At 45.1% G+C, this 16,553-nt stretch carries 15 protein-coding genes; 10 read left to right on the top strand and 5 right to left on the bottom strand.

Annotation, left to right across the window (positions count from 1 at the left end):
* Positions 1–73: 73 nt before the first annotated feature.
* The 3 genes from IE070_RS02650 to metB all read right to left on the bottom strand — a co-directional run bounded on the left by IE070_RS02650 (position 74) and on the right by metB (position 5,396).
* On the bottom strand, positions 74–2,962 hold the full coding sequence (locus IE070_RS02650) for a ligand-binding sensor domain-containing diguanylate cyclase (RefSeq protein ID WP_189480198.1): 2,889 nt from the start codon (positions 2,960–2,962) through the stop codon (positions 74–76).
* 131 nt (positions 2,963–3,093) lie between these two features.
* Positions 3,094–4,209, bottom strand: coding sequence for an aspartate kinase (locus IE070_RS02645; RefSeq protein WP_189480196.1), 1,116 nt, complete (start codon positions 4,207–4,209; stop codon positions 3,094–3,096).
* Between the two features lie 14 nt (positions 4,210–4,223).
* Entirely contained in the window at positions 4,224–5,396 is a 1,173-nt protein-coding gene (gene metB / locus IE070_RS02640) for a cystathionine gamma-synthase (RefSeq protein WP_189480194.1), read from the bottom strand.
* Between the two features lie 177 nt (positions 5,397–5,573).
* Here metB and metJ point away from each other — a divergent pair, with 177 nt between their 5' ends.
* On the top strand, positions 5,574–5,909 hold the full coding sequence (gene metJ, locus IE070_RS02635) for a met regulon transcriptional regulator MetJ (protein ID WP_189480192.1): 336 nt from the start codon (positions 5,574–5,576) through the stop codon (positions 5,907–5,909).
* A gap of 128 nt (positions 5,910–6,037) precedes the next feature.
* Here metJ and IE070_RS02630 read toward each other — a convergent pair whose 3' ends face one another.
* Positions 6,038–7,282 (bottom strand): malic enzyme-like NAD(P)-binding protein, encoded by a 1,245-nt coding sequence (locus IE070_RS02630; RefSeq protein WP_189480190.1) that lies wholly within the window; start codon positions 7,280–7,282, stop codon positions 6,038–6,040.
* 400 nt (positions 7,283–7,682) lie between these two features.
* Between IE070_RS02630 and IE070_RS02625 the strand changes: the two genes are divergently transcribed.
* Complete coding sequence (locus IE070_RS02625; protein ID WP_189480187.1) at positions 7,683–8,585, top strand: tetratricopeptide repeat protein; 903 nt, start codon at positions 7,683–7,685, stop codon at positions 8,583–8,585.
* A gap of 102 nt (positions 8,586–8,687) precedes the next feature.
* Here IE070_RS02625 and rpmE read toward each other — a convergent pair whose 3' ends face one another.
* Positions 8,688–8,900, bottom strand: a complete 213-nt coding sequence (gene rpmE, locus IE070_RS02620; RefSeq protein WP_189480185.1) for a 50S ribosomal protein L31 — start codon at positions 8,898–8,900, stop codon at positions 8,688–8,690.
* A gap of 200 nt (positions 8,901–9,100) precedes the next feature.
* Here rpmE and priA point away from each other — a divergent pair, with 200 nt between their 5' ends.
* The 8 genes from priA to IE070_RS02580 all read left to right on the top strand — a co-directional run bounded on the left by priA (position 9,101) and on the right by IE070_RS02580 (position 16,547).
* Entirely contained in the window at positions 9,101–11,287 is a 2,187-nt protein-coding gene (gene priA / locus IE070_RS02615) for a primosomal protein N' (protein WP_189480183.1), read from the top strand.
* A 113-nt stretch (positions 11,288–11,400) separates the two neighbouring features.
* Positions 11,401–11,979: an SPOR domain-containing protein gene (locus IE070_RS02610; RefSeq protein WP_189480180.1), complete on the top strand. Its 579-nt coding sequence runs from the start codon at positions 11,401–11,403 to the stop codon at positions 11,977–11,979.
* Between the two features lie 57 nt (positions 11,980–12,036).
* A complete protein-coding gene (gene hslV / locus IE070_RS02605; protein ID WP_189480179.1) occupies positions 12,037–12,555 on the top strand; it encodes an ATP-dependent protease subunit HslV in 519 nt (172 codons plus the stop codon).
* A gap of 11 nt (positions 12,556–12,566) precedes the next feature.
* Positions 12,567–13,898, top strand: coding sequence for an ATP-dependent protease ATPase subunit HslU (gene hslU / locus IE070_RS02600; RefSeq protein WP_189480176.1), 1,332 nt, complete (start codon positions 12,567–12,569; stop codon positions 13,896–13,898).
* Positions 13,898–14,269 (top strand): gamma-butyrobetaine hydroxylase family protein, encoded by a 372-nt coding sequence (locus tag IE070_RS02595; RefSeq protein WP_189480174.1) that lies wholly within the window; start codon positions 13,898–13,900, stop codon positions 14,267–14,269. Before hslU ends, IE070_RS02595 begins: the two co-directional genes overlap by 1 nt.
* 195 nt (positions 14,270–14,464) lie before the next feature.
* Entirely contained in the window at positions 14,465–14,833 is a 369-nt protein-coding gene (locus tag IE070_RS02590; protein ID WP_189480172.1) for a hypothetical protein, read from the top strand.
* Positions 14,834–14,990: 157 nt separating this feature from the next.
* A complete protein-coding gene (gene rraA, locus IE070_RS02585) occupies positions 14,991–15,476 on the top strand; it encodes a ribonuclease E activity regulator RraA (protein ID WP_189480169.1) in 486 nt (161 codons plus the stop codon).
* A gap of 3 nt (positions 15,477–15,479) precedes the next feature.
* On the top strand, positions 15,480–16,547 hold the full coding sequence (locus tag IE070_RS02580) for a formimidoylglutamase (RefSeq protein WP_189480167.1): 1,068 nt from the start codon (positions 15,480–15,482) through the stop codon (positions 16,545–16,547).
* Positions 16,548–16,553: the final 6 nt, after the last annotated feature.

Here is a 16,553-nt window from a genome sequence, read left to right as displayed (position 1 = left end):
AACGTGGGCTAGTGTAGAACGAAGCTCATGCATAATCAAGAATTATTATGCTATTTAAATGAATTATTATCCATTAATACTGATTACTATCAGCAATCACTAAACGGTTCCGTCCCAAGCGCTTTGCTTGATACAGCGCTTTATCCGCACTGATCAATAACTGTGGTAAAGCCAATTTATGGTTTGTGGTAAGACCTATACTGATTGTCAGTTTCAAATGCGCTGACAACGTGTGCAGATCCAGTTTTTCGATTTTCTGACGTAACCGCTCACACACCTCGGCAGCGTCTTCTAAGCTGGTGTCTGGCAGTAATATTACAAACTCCTCCCCGCCCCAACGCGCCAGCATATCAACCGTTCTACTTTGTTGCTTCAATACTGCAGCAACCCGTTTTAATACCTCATCACCCACCGCATGCGATAACTGATCATTGACCTGTTTAAAATGATCAATATCAATTAACGCTAAACACAACGTTGATGCTGAACGTTGTGCCCGCTGGTACTCATGCTGTAAGGCTTCATCAAACGCGCGCCTATTCGCCAGCCCTGTTAGAGCATCTTGACGAGCGAGTAATTGTAATTCTGTGGTTTGCTCCGACACTAATTTGAGTAAGCGCAGCTCATTACGTTTTAAACTGGCCAAGCGCCATCGAATCGCCAAAACAGCCAAGAGTGAAAAAGCAAAAAGAATAAACACCTGAAACCAGATTTCTTGCCATAAATACGGCAGAATTTCAAATGTCAGTTCAGCCTCATTCTGGCCCCATTCGCCATTTGGATAAGCCGCACTGACTTTAAAACGATACTTGCCAGGAGGCAAATTGGTGTATTCCGCTGAAATATAAGAGTCACGTGATACCCAATTTTGATCAAAACCTTCCAGCCAAGTGCGGTATTGGATCCGCTGCGACATAATATAACCAAGGCCGGCATAGTGAATTTCGATTCTATTGGTCCCCGCAGGTAATACTTGCGATTCGGTAAAACTGATTTCGTTTTCATCCACTAAGAATTGCTCAATCACAACAGGCGGTAGCATAGTGGCAAAATATTGTAAACGTTCAGGTTGTACACGACTTACACCGATTGAAGTGGCAATCCATACTGAACCATCATGATGCAATGTAGCCGCTTTAGCCGAGCCACCATTGGCTTGAGCACTGGCCATGCCGTCGCTTTCACCAAATAATTCCACATCAACATTATTACGTTGACCGGAAACCACCTCTAACGCTTGTGCACGACTTAGTCGCAATACGCCACGGTTACTGCTGATCCAAAAATAGCCGTGCTTATCCAAGACCACTTGAAACAATTTGTCGAAGGGGATCCCCTGCTCGCGGCCAATAAGATGCATTTTGCCCGTGTTGAGTTCATAGGCGATGATTCCCCTATCAGTCGCCATCCAGAGTAAGCCAGCGTCACGATCTTCAGTAAAACCAAAAGCATAATCAGCACCATCAAACGGCGTTAAACTAAGGGTAGTAAGCTTATCCTCTTGAAAAATAACCACACCCGCGCCACTACCAATAAAAAGTTTGCCATTTGAACTCTGGTATAACGCCATAATGAATGGACTGGGTAAGCCATCTTCGCGGCCAAAATTACGAATATCCTCACCATTTATGCGGCTGGCACCTAGTGCAGTACCAATCCAAATAGTGCCATCTGCTAACGGCAGAACCGCTCTGACTTCATTGGCTGGCAAGCCATTATCAGTATGAAAGTGTCGAGATATGCGCCCAGCATTGAGTTCAATAACACCATCCGCATAGGTGCCCACCCATAAACTCTGATTAGGTCCTTCAGCGAGACTCAGCACCGATTGACCAATGCTAACAGCACTAAGATCGATATTATCAATTTTACCGGCGCAATAACGACTCAAGCCGCGGCTGGTACCAATGTACATACAGCCATCAGAGTGCGATAACACTGAACGTACATAATTACCGGCTAAACCCTGTACCGTGGTAAACGTAGAGAATGGCGCGTCTCGCAACCGAAACACGCCACCATTAGTCCCAACCCAAAGGTTTTTCTCTTTGTCGAAAAGCAAAGCTAAAATGCGGTTATTCGGTAAACCTTGTCGAATATCAAGTTCTTCAATAACCCCCGCATGCTGGCGCAACAAGCCCCTATCGATGGTGCCAATCCACAGAATGTGTTCGTTTTCAAACAACAACGCTGATACCGGCACATTATCGAGTAAAATTTGTGGCGTGGTATTGTCCAACCCCGACAAAAATAAACCGCGCTCAGTACCAACTAATAATTCTGATTTATGATTTAGCGCTAACGCAAATACCGGCACGCCATTGTAGTAATCAGCAGCAACGGGCTGAATGTGTAATTGGGCATCTATATAAACTAACCCATCAGCGGTACCAACCCAAATTCGGCCAGCAGGATCTTCCAATAAAGTGTGTATTTGCTCTGAGGGCAGGCCATCTTGACGTAAATATTGAAAACGTTCACCGGCCGCATTTTGCATAAACAAACCTTGGCCTTCGGTCGCAATCCACAAGCGGTCTTGTTTATCCAATAACAGACGATTAATCAGCACACCCAATGGCGGATAAGCTTGCCATTGCCCATTGTGCACTTTAACGATACCGCCCCGCGAACCGCCAATCCATAAAGCATTATGCTGATCAACGAAAAAGGTACGGACTCCGACATCAGGTAAACCCGTCTCAGGATTACGATCAAAAATCCTAAACTCGCGGCCGTTGTAGCGGGCTACGCCTTCCCAGGTGCCAAACCACAAATAGCCATCAGCTGTTTGTGCGATAGTATTAATAGTATTGTGCGGTAAACCGTCTCGGGTATTGAGGGTTTCTTTAAAGTAATTATCTAAGGCTGGTACATCATCGCTGACATGCGCCGTCGCAGATATGCTGCAACATAGCAGTAAGAACAAACATCCTCGTAAAAAAAACCAATACAGCAACGGCATGGAGCAATTCCGGTTAGTCAGCAGCAGAGTGCGTAGCTAATTCTTTACTCAGATTAACCGAGTTATAGTCAATTTGCCAAGCAACCTGCAGCAGACTCTGCACTTTTATGCATAAAAACTTTGCTGTTTCGCTAAAACGCGGCCATTATGGCTTTGGCCAACACGGCTAAATCAGCATGTAAGCCGCCTGCCGTTACTTCGCGACCTGCACCAGGCCCTTTTAACACTAATGGGCTATCCTTATACCAATCTGACTCAATAACAAACATATTTTCACAGGGCGCCAAGGCAGCGAGTGGATCCTGAGGTAAAACAGCAACGAGCTTCACTTCAGCTATTACCGTCCCCTCTTTCAACGTTAATGACGCGGCATAACGTAATACCTTGTTAGCAGATTGCGCCGCTTGAAAGTAGGCATCCATACTTTGATCAAGTTGCACGCGGTGCTGCCAAAATTCGGACCATTCACCCTGCTCAAGCCCTGCTGGGAGCAGGGGTGTTAAAGCAATATCAGCCAACTCTAATGGGAGCTGTAATTCCCGCGCTAATACCAACAGTTTACGTTGCACGTCTTTCCCTGACAAATCATCACGTGGATCTGGCTCGGTATATCCCAGAGCTTTTGCGTCTAACACAAATTCTGAAAAAGGCTTACTACCATCATAACGACACAATAACCAGGACAAAGTCCCTGAGAACACGCCACTTACCCGTCGGATCTGATCACCACTTTCGCGTAATTCTTGTAACACACGTTGCACCGGGATCCCCGCACCACAGGTGGTATTGCTGTACCAATGCAGATCGCGTTGCTGCAAGGCCGTTTGTATAGCCTGATACTCAGATACTGGTAGAGTCACGCCTTGTTTGTTAGCACTGATTAAGTGACAACCCGCTGCTACAAATACGGGATAAAGTCTGGCAAACTCCTGGCTCGGTGTAATATCAACCAATACCTTGGGTGCAGGTAACTGTTGCAAGTACGTAATCAATTCTGCTAATTCATACTCTGGGCTTTGCGCTAACACATTAGGGCATGTATCGCTATCTAGAGAAGAATTTAGTAAGGCCTTTCGCGAATTAAATACGCCTGCTAATTGCAAATCTAACTGGCCTGCTAAACGTTGTTGCTGACGTCGAAATAAACGCAAAAACTCAATACCAACATTACCTGTACCTGCCACGATAACAGATAATCGAGGATAAGATTCCGCTTCAAAAAGCGGGGTTGCAAGCGTCGCTGTCATAATAAGATCCTAAATTACTTTGCTAAACGCAATGTCACTTGCTCAAAGGCATGCGTTAAATCGGCCACTAAATCAGTGCATTCTTCAATACCAACAGATAATCGCACCAGCGTCGCACTGATACCTGCACGCTGTTGTGCGGCCGCGTCCATCGAGGCATGCGTCATGCTAGCAGGATGGCAAATAAGGCTCTCCGTTCCCCCGAGAGATTGTGCTAACGTAAAATAGCTAAGCCCGGCAAAGAAATCGTGTAAATAGTCTGACGGGGCATTTAGCTCAAAACTACAGATGGCGCCAAAACCATTTTGCTGTGCTTTTGCAATCGCATGCCCCGGATGGCTGGGTAAACCGGGATAAAATACTTTAGCAACCAGCGGATGCGCTGCCAAAAAGGAAACAATGCTAGCCGTATTTTCTTGCTGTTTTTGCATCCGTAAGTTTAACGTACGTAAACCACGCAACGTTAAATAGGCATCCAAGGCTCCACCTGTTAAACCTAAACAGTTACCCCACCATTTTAATTCATCGCCAACGGCAAGATCTTTCGTGATCAGCGCACCACCAATAATATCACTGTGACCATTGATAAACTTCGTAGTGGAGTGCACCACAATATCGGCACCTAACGCCAACGGTTGCTGTAACACAGGCGATAAAAACGTATTATCGACGACGACTTTCGCCCCAATGACACTTGCTAATTGACAGACTGCACGAATATCGGTGATTTGTAATAATGGATTACTCGGTGTTTCAAGCCAAATCATCGCCGGTTTGGCGGCATGTACCTGTGTAGGCCAATTATCATCTTGAAAATTAATAATCTGAATTTTAAACGCTTGCTTTCGCTGGGCTAAATTAATAAACAAACGATAACTGCCGCCATAACAATCATGTGGAAATACCAATGTATCTTCTGGCTTTAGTAATTGCAGTGCCAATAAGCAAGCCGACATCCCTGTATTGGTTACTATAGCTTTGGCTCCGCCTTCTAACTCAGCCAAAGCATCACCTAACACATCGCGAGTAGGATTATTTGAGCGCGAATAATCATAAGGCCCTGGCTGCCGAAAGGCATTTAGCTCATAAGTTGATGTTAGATAAATTGGTGGCGTTACCGCACCGAAAGTAGGATCTTCGGCGATCCCAGCGCGAGCAACCACAGTTGCAGGATGACGCTTTGTCATAAGAAACTCATTTGGATGTTTAGATGGCTAAAATTATAATATGTTAATGCTGGAAGTCAATCCATTTAGCCGTCTATAATGATTATTTACTGCGCACTATTTGACTGTCTCGTATAAAACAGTAGAATTCCGCTTTTGCGCGAGCAATCTTTTCTCGACCAATAACAAGGGACCCTTATGGCAAAGTGGAATGGTGAATATGTTCACCCTTACGCGGAACACGGTAAAAAATCAGAACAAGTTAAAAAAATCACCGTGTCGATCCCGCTAAATGTGTTAAAAGTATTAACGGATGAGCGAACCCGTCGTCAGGTGAATAACCTAAGGCATGCCACCAACAGTGAATTATTGTGTGAAGCGTTTTTACATGCGTTTACAGGGCAACCTCTGCCTGCAGATGAAGACTTGCGCAAAGATAATCCGCATCAAATACCCACCGAAGTACGGCAAATTTTAACCAGTATGGGTAAACCCATCCCGGTTATTATTGAAGCCGAAAACGACGACGAATAAAAAAACCGCCAAGAGGCGGTTTTTTTTATCTCATACATAGCGATATTTACTGCTGAAACCAGATTTACGGCTTAGGTTTAGTACGTAAGTGTAGTCCGTATGTCTATCGCTCCAGTTCTGTACCACGTTTAGTCCTGAAAATACCGGTCTGGCATGGCAATTCTCGCTACACCAGATGCAACTGCAGCTTCAGCTACGGCACGAGCAACGCGGGGTAATAATCTTGCGTCCATTGGCTTGGGAATAATGTAAGATTTACCAAACGCCAGTTTATCGACTTTTGCTGCATCTAATACCGCTTGAGGTACCGGCTCTTTCGCAATGGCGCGAATGGCTTCTACCGCCGCCAATTTCATCGCGTCATTAATGACACTGGCGCGAACATCTAAAGCTCCACGGAAAATAAAGGGAAAACACAATACATTATTTACCTGGTTTGGATAATCAGAACGCCCCGTTGCCATGATCAAGTCCTCACGCACGGCATGAGCCAATGCCGGTTTTATTTCAGGATCGGGGTTTGAACAAGCAAAAATGATTGGATTAGGTGCCATCAATGTTAACGCTTCAGGAGGCAAAACATCAGGACCGGATACACCGACAAAGACATCAGCACCTGTTAAAGCATCTTCTAAAGTACGTTTATCCGTATTATTCGCAAACAATTGCTTGTATTGGTTGAGATCATTACGGCGAGTATGAATAACGCCCTTCGTATCCAACATATAAATATGCTCGCGCATCGCGCCGCATTTAATCAGTAATTCCATGCAAGCAATCGCTGCAGCGCCTGCCCCCATACATACAATAATGGCCTGACCAATTTCTTTACCCTGAACTTCCAGTGCATTTAACATGCCTGCGGCGGTGACAATAGCAGTACCATGCTGATCATCATGGAAAACCGGAATATTACAGCGTTTAATTAACTCTTTTTCAATTTCAAAACATTCTGGTGCCTTGATATCTTCCAAATTAATGCCACCGAAGGTATCTGCAATATTTGCTACCGTAGTAATAAATTCTTCTGTGGTACGGTGACTTACTTCAATATCGATAGAGTCTAAATTTGCAAAACGCTTAAACAACAACGCTTTTCCCTCCATCACCGGCTTTGAGGCAAGGTGCCCAAGATTACCTAATCCTAGGATAGCCGTACCATTAGAGATAACCGCCACTAAATTACCTTTAGCTGTGTACTTGTATACATTATCCGCATCTGCTGCAATCTCGCGCACGGGCTCAGCAACCCCTGGGCTGTATGCTAATGCGAGATCTGTAACCGTTTCTGCAGGTTTGCTTATTTCAATACTAATTTTTCCGGGTCGAGGTTCGGCATGATAGCGTAGGGCTTGTTCTCTGAAATCAGACATTCTTGTTTTCCTGAATTATGGGTGTAGGGTCATACTGCGGCTGCAGAGTTATTGTTATACAGCAGTCCGGATGGCGGCCCATTTTAATGAGCTCTATAGTAGAAAAACACTAAAATCATTCTGGACATACCAGCATGTGAAAATGAGGTCATTAAGACTTTAGTATAATTCGTAACCAGTTATAACAAGAAAGTATTGATGTGCCAAGTAATCTAAATCGGTATTTCTCGCATATTAGACTCACGAATCACCCTTTTAATCGTTACTTATTTGTAATAAAAAATCTGCCATTCATAAATTGAAACATTTTTTTACAGTTATAAACTGCATAAAGCTTGACCAATTAAGGATAATCGTCAAAACTACATATGTTAACCATTTTTTAACCTGAGGAAAGAAAATGAAATTTCTCATCAGTAGCAGTTTAATCGTACTTAGCCTACTGGCCGCACCAACAAACGCCAAAAGTATAGATAACAATGCTGAGGCAAATAAAATCTGTACTGATACTGACTGCAGTAGAGAACTAAGACGCCTAATGCGGCTGGCACGTGATGGTAGTGGCGATGCGGCCGCTTTTGTCGCAATGGCCTATGCCACTGGCGATGGCTTAGAGCAAAATACTAAAGAAGCGGTTCGGTATCTACGCATTGGCGTAAGGCAACGTAACGCGATGGCCGTTTTTTTAATGTCAGATTGGTTGCGAAATGGTTTTATGGTAGAGCAAGATCTAACCGAAGCGAATCGACTATTGGATCAAGCTGTGCAATTAAACCATGGTCCAGCTCAATACTCTAAAGCCCTACAATTGCTTCAAACCGAAGATCCTGCGTACTTACCTGAAGCGGTCAAATTGTTAGAGCTGTCGGCAGCACAAAGACTTTCCACATCTATGTTGCTATTAGCACAATTGAAACAACATGGGGTTGGAATTGAGCAAGATTTACCCGGCGCAGCAGAGCTTTATAAAAGATTAGTGTTATCAGGGCAGCACAGCGCTAAACCCTATCTCCAAGAAGTTACCGCATTATTGGCTAACGACACGCAACATGAATTACTGGTTAAAGATTTACGTGAAATCGAAAACATCGAAGTTATTCGTGTCAGTGGTCAACAAATGCAAGTGAACAACATGCTTGAGGGCCTAGTAAACCGTTTAAATGCCAGCGGTCAATTCGATAGTCGATCTGTAGGCAGTCGTATTCGCGGGGTAAGCTGTGAGCAAACCGGCAGTAATTGCTCTAGCACTCGCCCGGAAAGAGGTGCAAGCTCGTTGAACGAAGTGCTTACAGGTGGTCAATAAGCGTACTTTTTTAAAATTAGCAACCTAGATTGAGCGGTGTTATTTACCGCCCATAAAAAAACCGGAGACTGCGCTCCGGTTTTTTTATGTAACTGCCAGCGATTAACGGCTGCCCAGTACAGAGAAACGTTTTTTGAAGCGATCAACACGACCACCAACGTCTAACACTTTTTGCTTACCAGTGTAAAATGGGTGGCAAGCTGAACACACGTCTAAGTGAATATCTTTACACAGAGCTGAACGCGTTTTGAATGAATTACCACAAGTACATGTTGCGGTAATTTCTTTATATTCTGGGTGAATACCTGGTTTCATGGTTTACCTCATTGGGCCGTATCGCTATCTGGTCATATATTTTGATGCCAAACACCATACGAAATTACAGTTAATTTAGGGCGCGTAGTTTAATGGATAGCCAATAAAGTTGCAATTGCCATGGTTAAAAAAGCCTGTAATTTTGTTTTACTTGGCAAGGGGGTCTGCCTTCCTTAAACTGCATATCAGTCAAGATTGCCATGGAAGCTGTTGTGCCTGTTATTCGTGTTGCTTTACCCGTCCCTTTACGCCAGCACTTTGATTATTTGCTGCCTGAGAATGTTGACATTAGTCAGGGTTGCCGCGTGCGTGTTCCTTTTGGTAAGCGGGAATTAATAGGCGTAGTTTGGCAAAAAGATCCTGACACGCCATATGAACTGAGCCAATTAAAACCGGTCAGCGCTGCTCTGGAATCTGTACCGGTTTTACCTGAAAAACTGCGTCAACTACTGAACTTTGCGGCAGATTATTATCATCACCCTCTAGGCGAAGTGCTTACTGCTGCTTTGCCCGCGTTGCTACGCGAAGGGCGTTTACTTAGTGATTATAAATCAACGCTTTATACTCTTTCACCAGCAGGCTTAGCCTGCACTGCAGCCGATTTTACCCGCTCAGCGAAGCAATTAGCCTTGTGGCAACGCCTGCTAACTGGTGCGATAACAGAAGAGGTATTATTAGCCGAGTATTCACGCAACACCTTAAAGCAACTCTTAGCGAAATCGCTGATAACAGCAACTGCCACTGAACGCCCAGCATATGATTATCAAGGTCTGGCGCAGCCTGCATTGCAATTGACGGTTGATCAAGCCATTGCCGTGACAGCTGTCCAACAAGCACAAGGACAATTTCGATCATTTTTACTTGAAGGGGTAACGGGATCCGGTAAAACAGAAGTCTACCTACAATGCATTGCACCACTGCTCGAGCGGGGTGAACAAGTATTATTACTGCTACCTGAAATTGGTTTAACCCCCCAAACCCTGCAACGCTTTGAACAACGCTTTAATGTTCCTGTTCAGGCGTGGCATTCTAATTTAAGCGACGGCGAGCGCCTGAATTGTTGGTTAAATGCAGCCAGTGGCACTACCGCTATTGTTATCGGCACGCGATCGGCATTGTTTTTACCTTTTAAAAAGCTAAGTTTAATTATCATTGATGAAGAACATGATCTTTCATTAAAACAACAAGAGGGATTTCGGTATCACGCTCGCGACTTAGCCATAAAACGCGCGGCTCTGGAAAACTGTCCCATCTTGTTAGGCACTGCTACGCCTAGTTTAGAATCATTGTATAACTGCCAACAGGGACGTTTTATTCATTTGCAGCTGCAAAACCGTGCTGCGGGTCAAGCTATGCCCTCGTTTGAGCTGATTGATTTAAAGCAGCAACAATTACAATACGGCTTAGCCACTACCAGTATTACCCAAATTCGGCAGCAATTAAGCCGTGGCAAGCAAGTGATGCTGTTTCTAAATCGCCGTGGTTTTGCGCCAGCGCTCAGTTGCCAAGAATGTGGCTGGCTGACCGAATGTAAACGCTGCAGCGCGTTTACAACCTATCATAAACACACTCGCCAACTGCTTTGCCATCATTGTGGTGCCAGCAGACCCATTCCCAAACAATGCGGAGACTGTGGCAGTTCACGCTTGGCACCCGTAGGCCAAGGCACAGAACAATTAGAAGAACATTTACATCATCTGTTTGCCGACACACCCATTACGCGCTTGGATCGAGACAGTACCCGACGTAAAGGGGCATTAGGTGCGCTACTCAACGATATCAATCAACCCGGTGCGCGCATCATACTGGGCACTCAAATGTTGGCAAAAGGACATCACTTCCCCTTTGTTACCTTAGTCATTATTGTCGATGTGGATGGGGCATTATACAGCGCAGATTTTCGAGCGCCGGAGCAATTAGGTCAATTACTCACGCAAGTAGCCGGGCGAGCCGGTCGTGGCCACGACAAAGGTAAAGTTCTGCTACAAACACAACACCCAGAGCATGCCTTATTGCAAGATATTATTCAAAATGGCTACGCCTCTTTTGCTCGCAGCGCCTTATTAGAACGCCAGCAAACAGCACTACCACCCTACCAATATCTGGCATTATTTAGAACGGAAGCCTTACAAAGTGAACTGTGTCAGCAATGGTTGCAGCAGATTGTCGCGTGGCTCACGACCCACGCTGCTCTGCAATTGATGGGGCCATTGCTGTGCCCTTTAGAACGTAAAGCGGGTAAGTATCGATGGCAGTTGCATCTGTACAGTCGACATCGTGCGGCGTTGCATCATGCCCTAGCCGAGTTACTCCCCGTGTTGGAACGTTGGCCATTAAGCCGTAAAGTGAAATGGCAATTAGACATTGATGCGCTCGATTTAAGTTAATGTCTTGATCAAATGGTATGCAATCCAAGATAACGTATTTCCTTTTTTGTCGATCAAGGTAGAATGCATTTACTTGGTAATTTGTTGTAACTGTAGGAAATCACACACTCGTTATGCCACAAAAAGATTATGTGCGCGCCAGTCGGCCTAAACCGGCTAATAAAAATCAAAGCAATACTCGCAATAGTAGAGGCAGCCGAGCCAAAGCCGTTTCGGCAAATAAACCTTGGCTATTGATTGCATTATCCTCTTTTGTGATCATCGCGTTTGTGTTTGGTTTGTGGTTTTTAAAGCAACAAACTCCTGTGAATACCGATCCAGTTGCGACTACGCCTACGCCAACTAAACCGCAAACCAAAGATGAACTGCCGCCAAAACCAGTAGCAGAACCTTATCAGTACATTCAAGAGTTGGAAAACAAAGAGGTTACTGTAGAGCTGACTGAGCAGCGCCGTAGCGGCCCAGCCCAATTGCAATGTGGTTCATTCCGTCAACAAAGCCAAGCCGAGGCGATGAAAGCGCAAATTGCATTTGCTGGGATCACAGCGGATGTACGCCGTACCGAAGGCACAAATGGGGTATGGTATAGAATTATCTTAGGGCCTTATGAATCCCGGCGTGCAGCCACAGTTGATATGAATCGCCTACGGCAAATGGGGATAAATACCTGTCAGGTTCGCAACTGGGCTTGAAAACGTAAGCAACCAACCTTATCTATGCCCTAGGTTAATTCGCCATAGGGCATTCTCATGACAACAATTGTATCTGTACGCCGTAATGGCCATGTCGCCATGGGTGGCGACGGTCAAGTTTCGTTGGGCAACACGGTAATGAAGGGCAATGCCCGCAAAGTTCGCCGCCTCTATCACAATAAAGTACTTGCTGGTTTTGCTGGTGGCACCGCTGATGCCTTTACCTTATTTGAACGTTTTGAAGCCAAATTAGAAATGCATCAAGGCCATTTAATGCGCGCTGCGGTGGAACTGGCTAAAGATTGGCGTACTGATCGTATGCTGCGTAAGCTTGAAGCGCTTCTGGCCGTAGCCGATGCCAATAGTTCATTAATCATTACCGGAAATGGCGATGTCATTCAACCTGAACATGATCTTATTGCCATTGGAAGTGGCGGACCGTTTGCGCAATCGGCTGCAACCGCGCTGTTACAAAACACCGAATTAAGTGCCCGCGATATCGTAGAAAAAAGCCTGAAAATTGCCGGTGATATTTGCGTTTACACCAATCATCATCAAACTATTGAAGAATTGTAAGCAGGTAACTTATGTCTGATATGACTCCAAGAGAAATTGTACACGAACTGGACCGGCATATTATCGGCCAAAACAAGGCAAAACGAGCTGTCGCTATTGCATTGCGTAATCGTTGGCGCCGCATGCAACTTGAACCTGCATTACGTCAAGAAGTGACACCAAAGAACATTTTAATGATTGGCCCAACTGGGGTGGGAAAAACTGAAATTGCCCGCCGCTTAGCCAAGTTAGCCAATGCACCTTTTATTAAGGTCGAGGCCACTAAATTTACTGAAGTGGGTTACGTTGGTAAAGAAGTAGAAAGTATTATTCGTGATCTTACCGACAGTGCCGTAAAAATGTTCCGTGAACAAGCCATTGCGAAAAACCGCTTTCGGGCGGAAGAAGCCGCCGAAGAACGGATCTTAGATGCCCTACTGCCAAAACCTAAAGATGCTTGGGGCGAAACCGACAAAACCAGTACAGACTCCAACACTCGGCAGATTTTCCGCAAGAAACTGCGTGAAGGTCAGTTAGATGACAAAGAGATAGAACTGGAATTGGCTCAAGGGCCGATAGGTGTTGAAATTATGGCACCGCCAGGCATGGAAGAAATGACGTCGCAACTGCAAAGTATGTTTCAAAGCTTGGGCAACGAAAAAAAGAAGAAGCGTAAGCTAAAAATTAAGGACGCTTTTAAACAATTAATTGAAGAAGAAGCCGCGCGGCTGGTGAATCCTGAAGAGCTAAAAGCACAAGCGTTAGACGCCGTTGAACAAAATGGCATCGTGTTTTTAGACGAAATTGACAAAATCTGTAAGCGTGGTGAAACCAGTGGTCCAGATGTATCACGTGAAGGTGTTCAGCGCGATTTACTGCCCTTAATTGAAGGCTGCACCGTAAACACAAAACACGGTATGGTTAAAACCGATCATATCTTGTTTATTGCATCAGGCGCCTTTCAAATGAGCAAGCCTTCGGACTTAGTGCCTGAATTACAAGGCCGTTTACCGATTCGAGTGGAACTAGAAGCCTTAACTGCAGCCGACTTTGAGCGCATCTTAACCGAGCCTAAAGCGTCTTTAACTGAGCAATCACGAGCCATGCTGGCCACTGAGGGTGTCGATATTCATTTTACGAAAGAAGGTATTAAGCGTTTAGCTGACGCTGCTTTTCAAGTTAATGAAACAACCGAAAACATCGGTGCGCGTCGTTTATATACGGTAATGGAACGCTTATTAGAAGAGATCTCATACGATGCCGCAGATCATACAGGTATGCAAATTACCATTGATGCCGCGTATGTAGAATTGCACCTAGGTAGCTTAGTGCAAGATGAAGATCTCAGTCGGTTTATACTGTAATGTCAGCCCCTCTTAGCAAACTGCATTATCATCAACGCCGTCGTGTATTAGACGTGATATCTCACGATGGCGCCTGTGGTTCGCTTAGTGCCGAATTTCTGCGGGTGCATTCGCCCTCTGCAGAAGTTCGGGGCCATGGTCAGCCGAAATTAGTTGCGAATAAACGCGACGTAGCAATTACCGCTATAACGCCAGTAGGACATTATGCGGTTAAATTGAGTTTTGATGATGGTCATAATACTGGATTATATAGTTACACCTACTTACAACAACTTGTGCAACAACACGATATTATGTGGCAACACTATCTACAGCAATTAAAGCTAGCAAATGCTAGCCGTGAACCACGGATTGCTATAAAAACGGTGTAACGCTTTTTATAATATTTAATGTCCCGCGTTACATGTAATTATCCCCGTTTATATAAATATAACGTACTAATTGGCCTTATCTAGGCAAGATTCACCTAATTTAGCACGTTCATCTTTCATTCATACCCCTATCATTATTATTGTGCTGGGTAGTAAAAAACCCACCTTTTATTTTTTGGGCTTTTGGAGTACTACATGATTAAATCTTCGTCTTTATTGTTAGCTGCATCTATAACTTTACTTAGCGTTATAGGGTGCTCTAGCAAACCCACGACTGCAGATTTGATGCGGAGCCACGCAACAGATGCACAAACGCAAGTTGATCTTAAAAAACAATTAGCAAAAGACTGGGAGAAAGGCACTAAGCTGGTCAGTAGCGGTGAACGTAAAGTATCTGATGGTCAAAAACGGATCCGTAACGCTGAACGTGATTTAGAGCGGGCAAGAAAACAGGTAGAAACCGGCAATAAAGAAATTGCTGAGGGCTCAAAACTTGTTGCTGACAGTGAGCGAGTATTTAAAGAAACCTTCCCAACTCAAAACACTAATCCAAACCAACTGTAATTTTTTAATTGCCTTTTTTGTCTTCTACAACGCACGCTACACTAGAACTAGCGTGCGGCACAGGTAATACACTTCAATAATCTTACTAAGTTAACCTTGAGCTTAAATGGTGGCAGGTTATACTGTTGCCATCCCTAAATGTGGTGCGGAGTAACAAATGGAATACAATACCTCAGAGTTATGCGATCTTTACGCCGATCAAGTTGACGTGGTCGAACCTATTTTTGCTAATTATGGTGGTCGTCGCTCCTTTGGCGGGAAAATTCACACTGTAAAGTGCTTTGAAGACAATGGCTTAGTGCGGCAGATGCTAGCTGACAATGGCATTGGCAAGGTACTGTTAGTTGACGGTGGGGGATCGGCTCGCCGGGCCCTGATCGATGCAGAATTGGCATCATTAGCAGCCACCAATGGCTGGGAAGGTATCGTTTGCTACGGTAGCGTACGCAACTTAGATGAACTGGAAGATTTTGATATTGGTATTCAAGCGGTTAATGCCATTCCGATTGGTGCAGACGATAGCGGCTTTGGTGAAACCGATGTGCCCGTTAACTTTGCTGGTGTAACTTTTTTACCGGGTGATCATTTATACGCCGACAGCACGGGTATTATTTTATCACCTGACGCACTAGATATTGAATAAACGATGTCTGCGATTCAATTTCTGACCAAGGCGCAATTAAGCGCCTTTTTTCAAACCCGTCTGGGCGAAGCACGCCTTGGCCAACATATTCAGATCCCTACCCCACATCTCACTCTGGCAGAAAACCTCGCACAGCACGCCGTTACTGGTGGTAGGTTTGTGCTCTTAGGGATCCCAGAAGATATAGGCCCCAGAGCAAACTGTGGTAACGGTGGCGCGGAACTGGGCTGGCAAGCCTTTCTAGGTAAATTTCTTAATTTACAAGCCAACGCGCAACTTGATGCGAGCCACATCTTACTCTTGGGCGAAGTTAGCTGTGCCGATTTACAAGCTAAAGGGCAAAGGCTTGATAACAGCAATAGCGAAGATTTAGCCAGCTTACGGAAACTGTGCGCGCAATTAGATGAGCGGGTACAAGCAGCGGTACACCCCGTTTTTGCAGCAGGGCTTACGCCTATCGTTATTGGCGGCGGCCATAATAACGCCTTGCCATTGTTACAGGCACTTGTTGCCAATACTACAGAGCCCGTGAATTGCCTAAATATTGATCCTCATGCAGATTTTCGCCCGTTAGAAGGCCGGCACAGCGGGAATGGTTTTAGCTATGCTATGCAGTACACCTTATTAAAACAGTATTTTGTACTAGGATTGCATCAGCAAAAAAATAATGCGGCCAGCTTAACGGCGTTACAGCACGCCGGTGCCGAGTATGTGAGCTACCAAGATGTTTTTGTTGCTAGCACGCTTAGCTGGCCACAGGCAATCGAATATGCGCGGCAAAAAATGCTTATCACGACCAGGCCAATGGCTTTAGAGGTGGATACCGATGCGATTACCGGCATGCCAGCCAGTGCTTTGAATTTCAGCGGCATTAGCGTGAGCGAGGCCGAACAAGCCATCTATCAATTTGCCAAGCTCCCCAATACCGCTTATCTACATCTTGCCGAAGCCGCTCCTGCGCAACATCCTGCAGGGCTTGCCGCTGGCCTGAATCATTGCGGTCAGGTTCTCAGCCAACTGGTACAAGCTTTTTTGCTTGGTAAAGCACAGCAAGTGCCGCTGGTACGTTAAACGGCA

Origin of the sequence: Alishewanella tabrizica (assembly GCF_014652375.1) — a bacterium.
In the GTDB taxonomy this organism is placed as follows: Bacteria; Pseudomonadota; Gammaproteobacteria; order Enterobacterales; family Alteromonadaceae; genus Alishewanella; species Alishewanella tabrizica.
This window is presented reverse-complemented; position numbering and strand designations above follow the sequence as displayed.

Coding starts and splice junctions, on each gene's coding strand:
- rraA (WP_189480169.1), top strand. CDS start 14,991: ATGGAATACAATACCTCAGAGTTATGCGATCTTTACGCCGATCAAGTT.
- metJ (WP_189480192.1), top strand. CDS start 5,574: ATGGCAAAGTGGAATGGTGAATATGTTCACCCTTACGCGGAACACGGT.
- hslU (WP_189480176.1), top strand. CDS start 12,567: ATGTCTGATATGACTCCAAGAGAAATTGTACACGAACTGGACCGGCAT.
- IE070_RS02580 (WP_189480167.1), top strand. CDS start 15,480: ATGTCTGCGATTCAATTTCTGACCAAGGCGCAATTAAGCGCCTTTTTT.
- IE070_RS02595 (WP_189480174.1), top strand. CDS start 13,898: ATGTCAGCCCCTCTTAGCAAACTGCATTATCATCAACGCCGTCGTGTA.
- IE070_RS02630 (WP_189480190.1), bottom strand. CDS start 7,282: ATGTCTGATTTCAGAGAACAAGCCCTACGCTATCATGCCGAACCTCGA.
- IE070_RS02650 (WP_189480198.1), bottom strand. CDS start 2,962: ATGCCGTTGCTGTATTGGTTTTTTTTACGAGGATGTTTGTTCTTACTG.
- rpmE (WP_189480185.1), bottom strand. CDS start 8,900: ATGAAACCAGGTATTCACCCAGAATATAAAGAAATTACCGCAACATGT.
- IE070_RS02590 (WP_189480172.1), top strand. CDS start 14,465: ATGATTAAATCTTCGTCTTTATTGTTAGCTGCATCTATAACTTTACTT.
- hslV (WP_189480179.1), top strand. CDS start 12,037: ATGACAACAATTGTATCTGTACGCCGTAATGGCCATGTCGCCATGGGT.
- metB (WP_189480194.1), bottom strand. CDS start 5,396: ATGACAAAGCGTCATCCTGCAACTGTGGTTGCTCGCGCTGGGATCGCC.
- priA (WP_189480183.1), top strand. CDS start 9,101: ATGGAAGCTGTTGTGCCTGTTATTCGTGTTGCTTTACCCGTCCCTTTA.
- IE070_RS02645 (WP_189480196.1), bottom strand. CDS start 4,209: ATGACAGCGACGCTTGCAACCCCGCTTTTTGAAGCGGAATCTTATCCT.
- IE070_RS02625 (WP_189480187.1), top strand. CDS start 7,683: ATGAAATTTCTCATCAGTAGCAGTTTAATCGTACTTAGCCTACTGGCC.
- IE070_RS02610 (WP_189480180.1), top strand. CDS start 11,401: ATGCCACAAAAAGATTATGTGCGCGCCAGTCGGCCTAAACCGGCTAAT.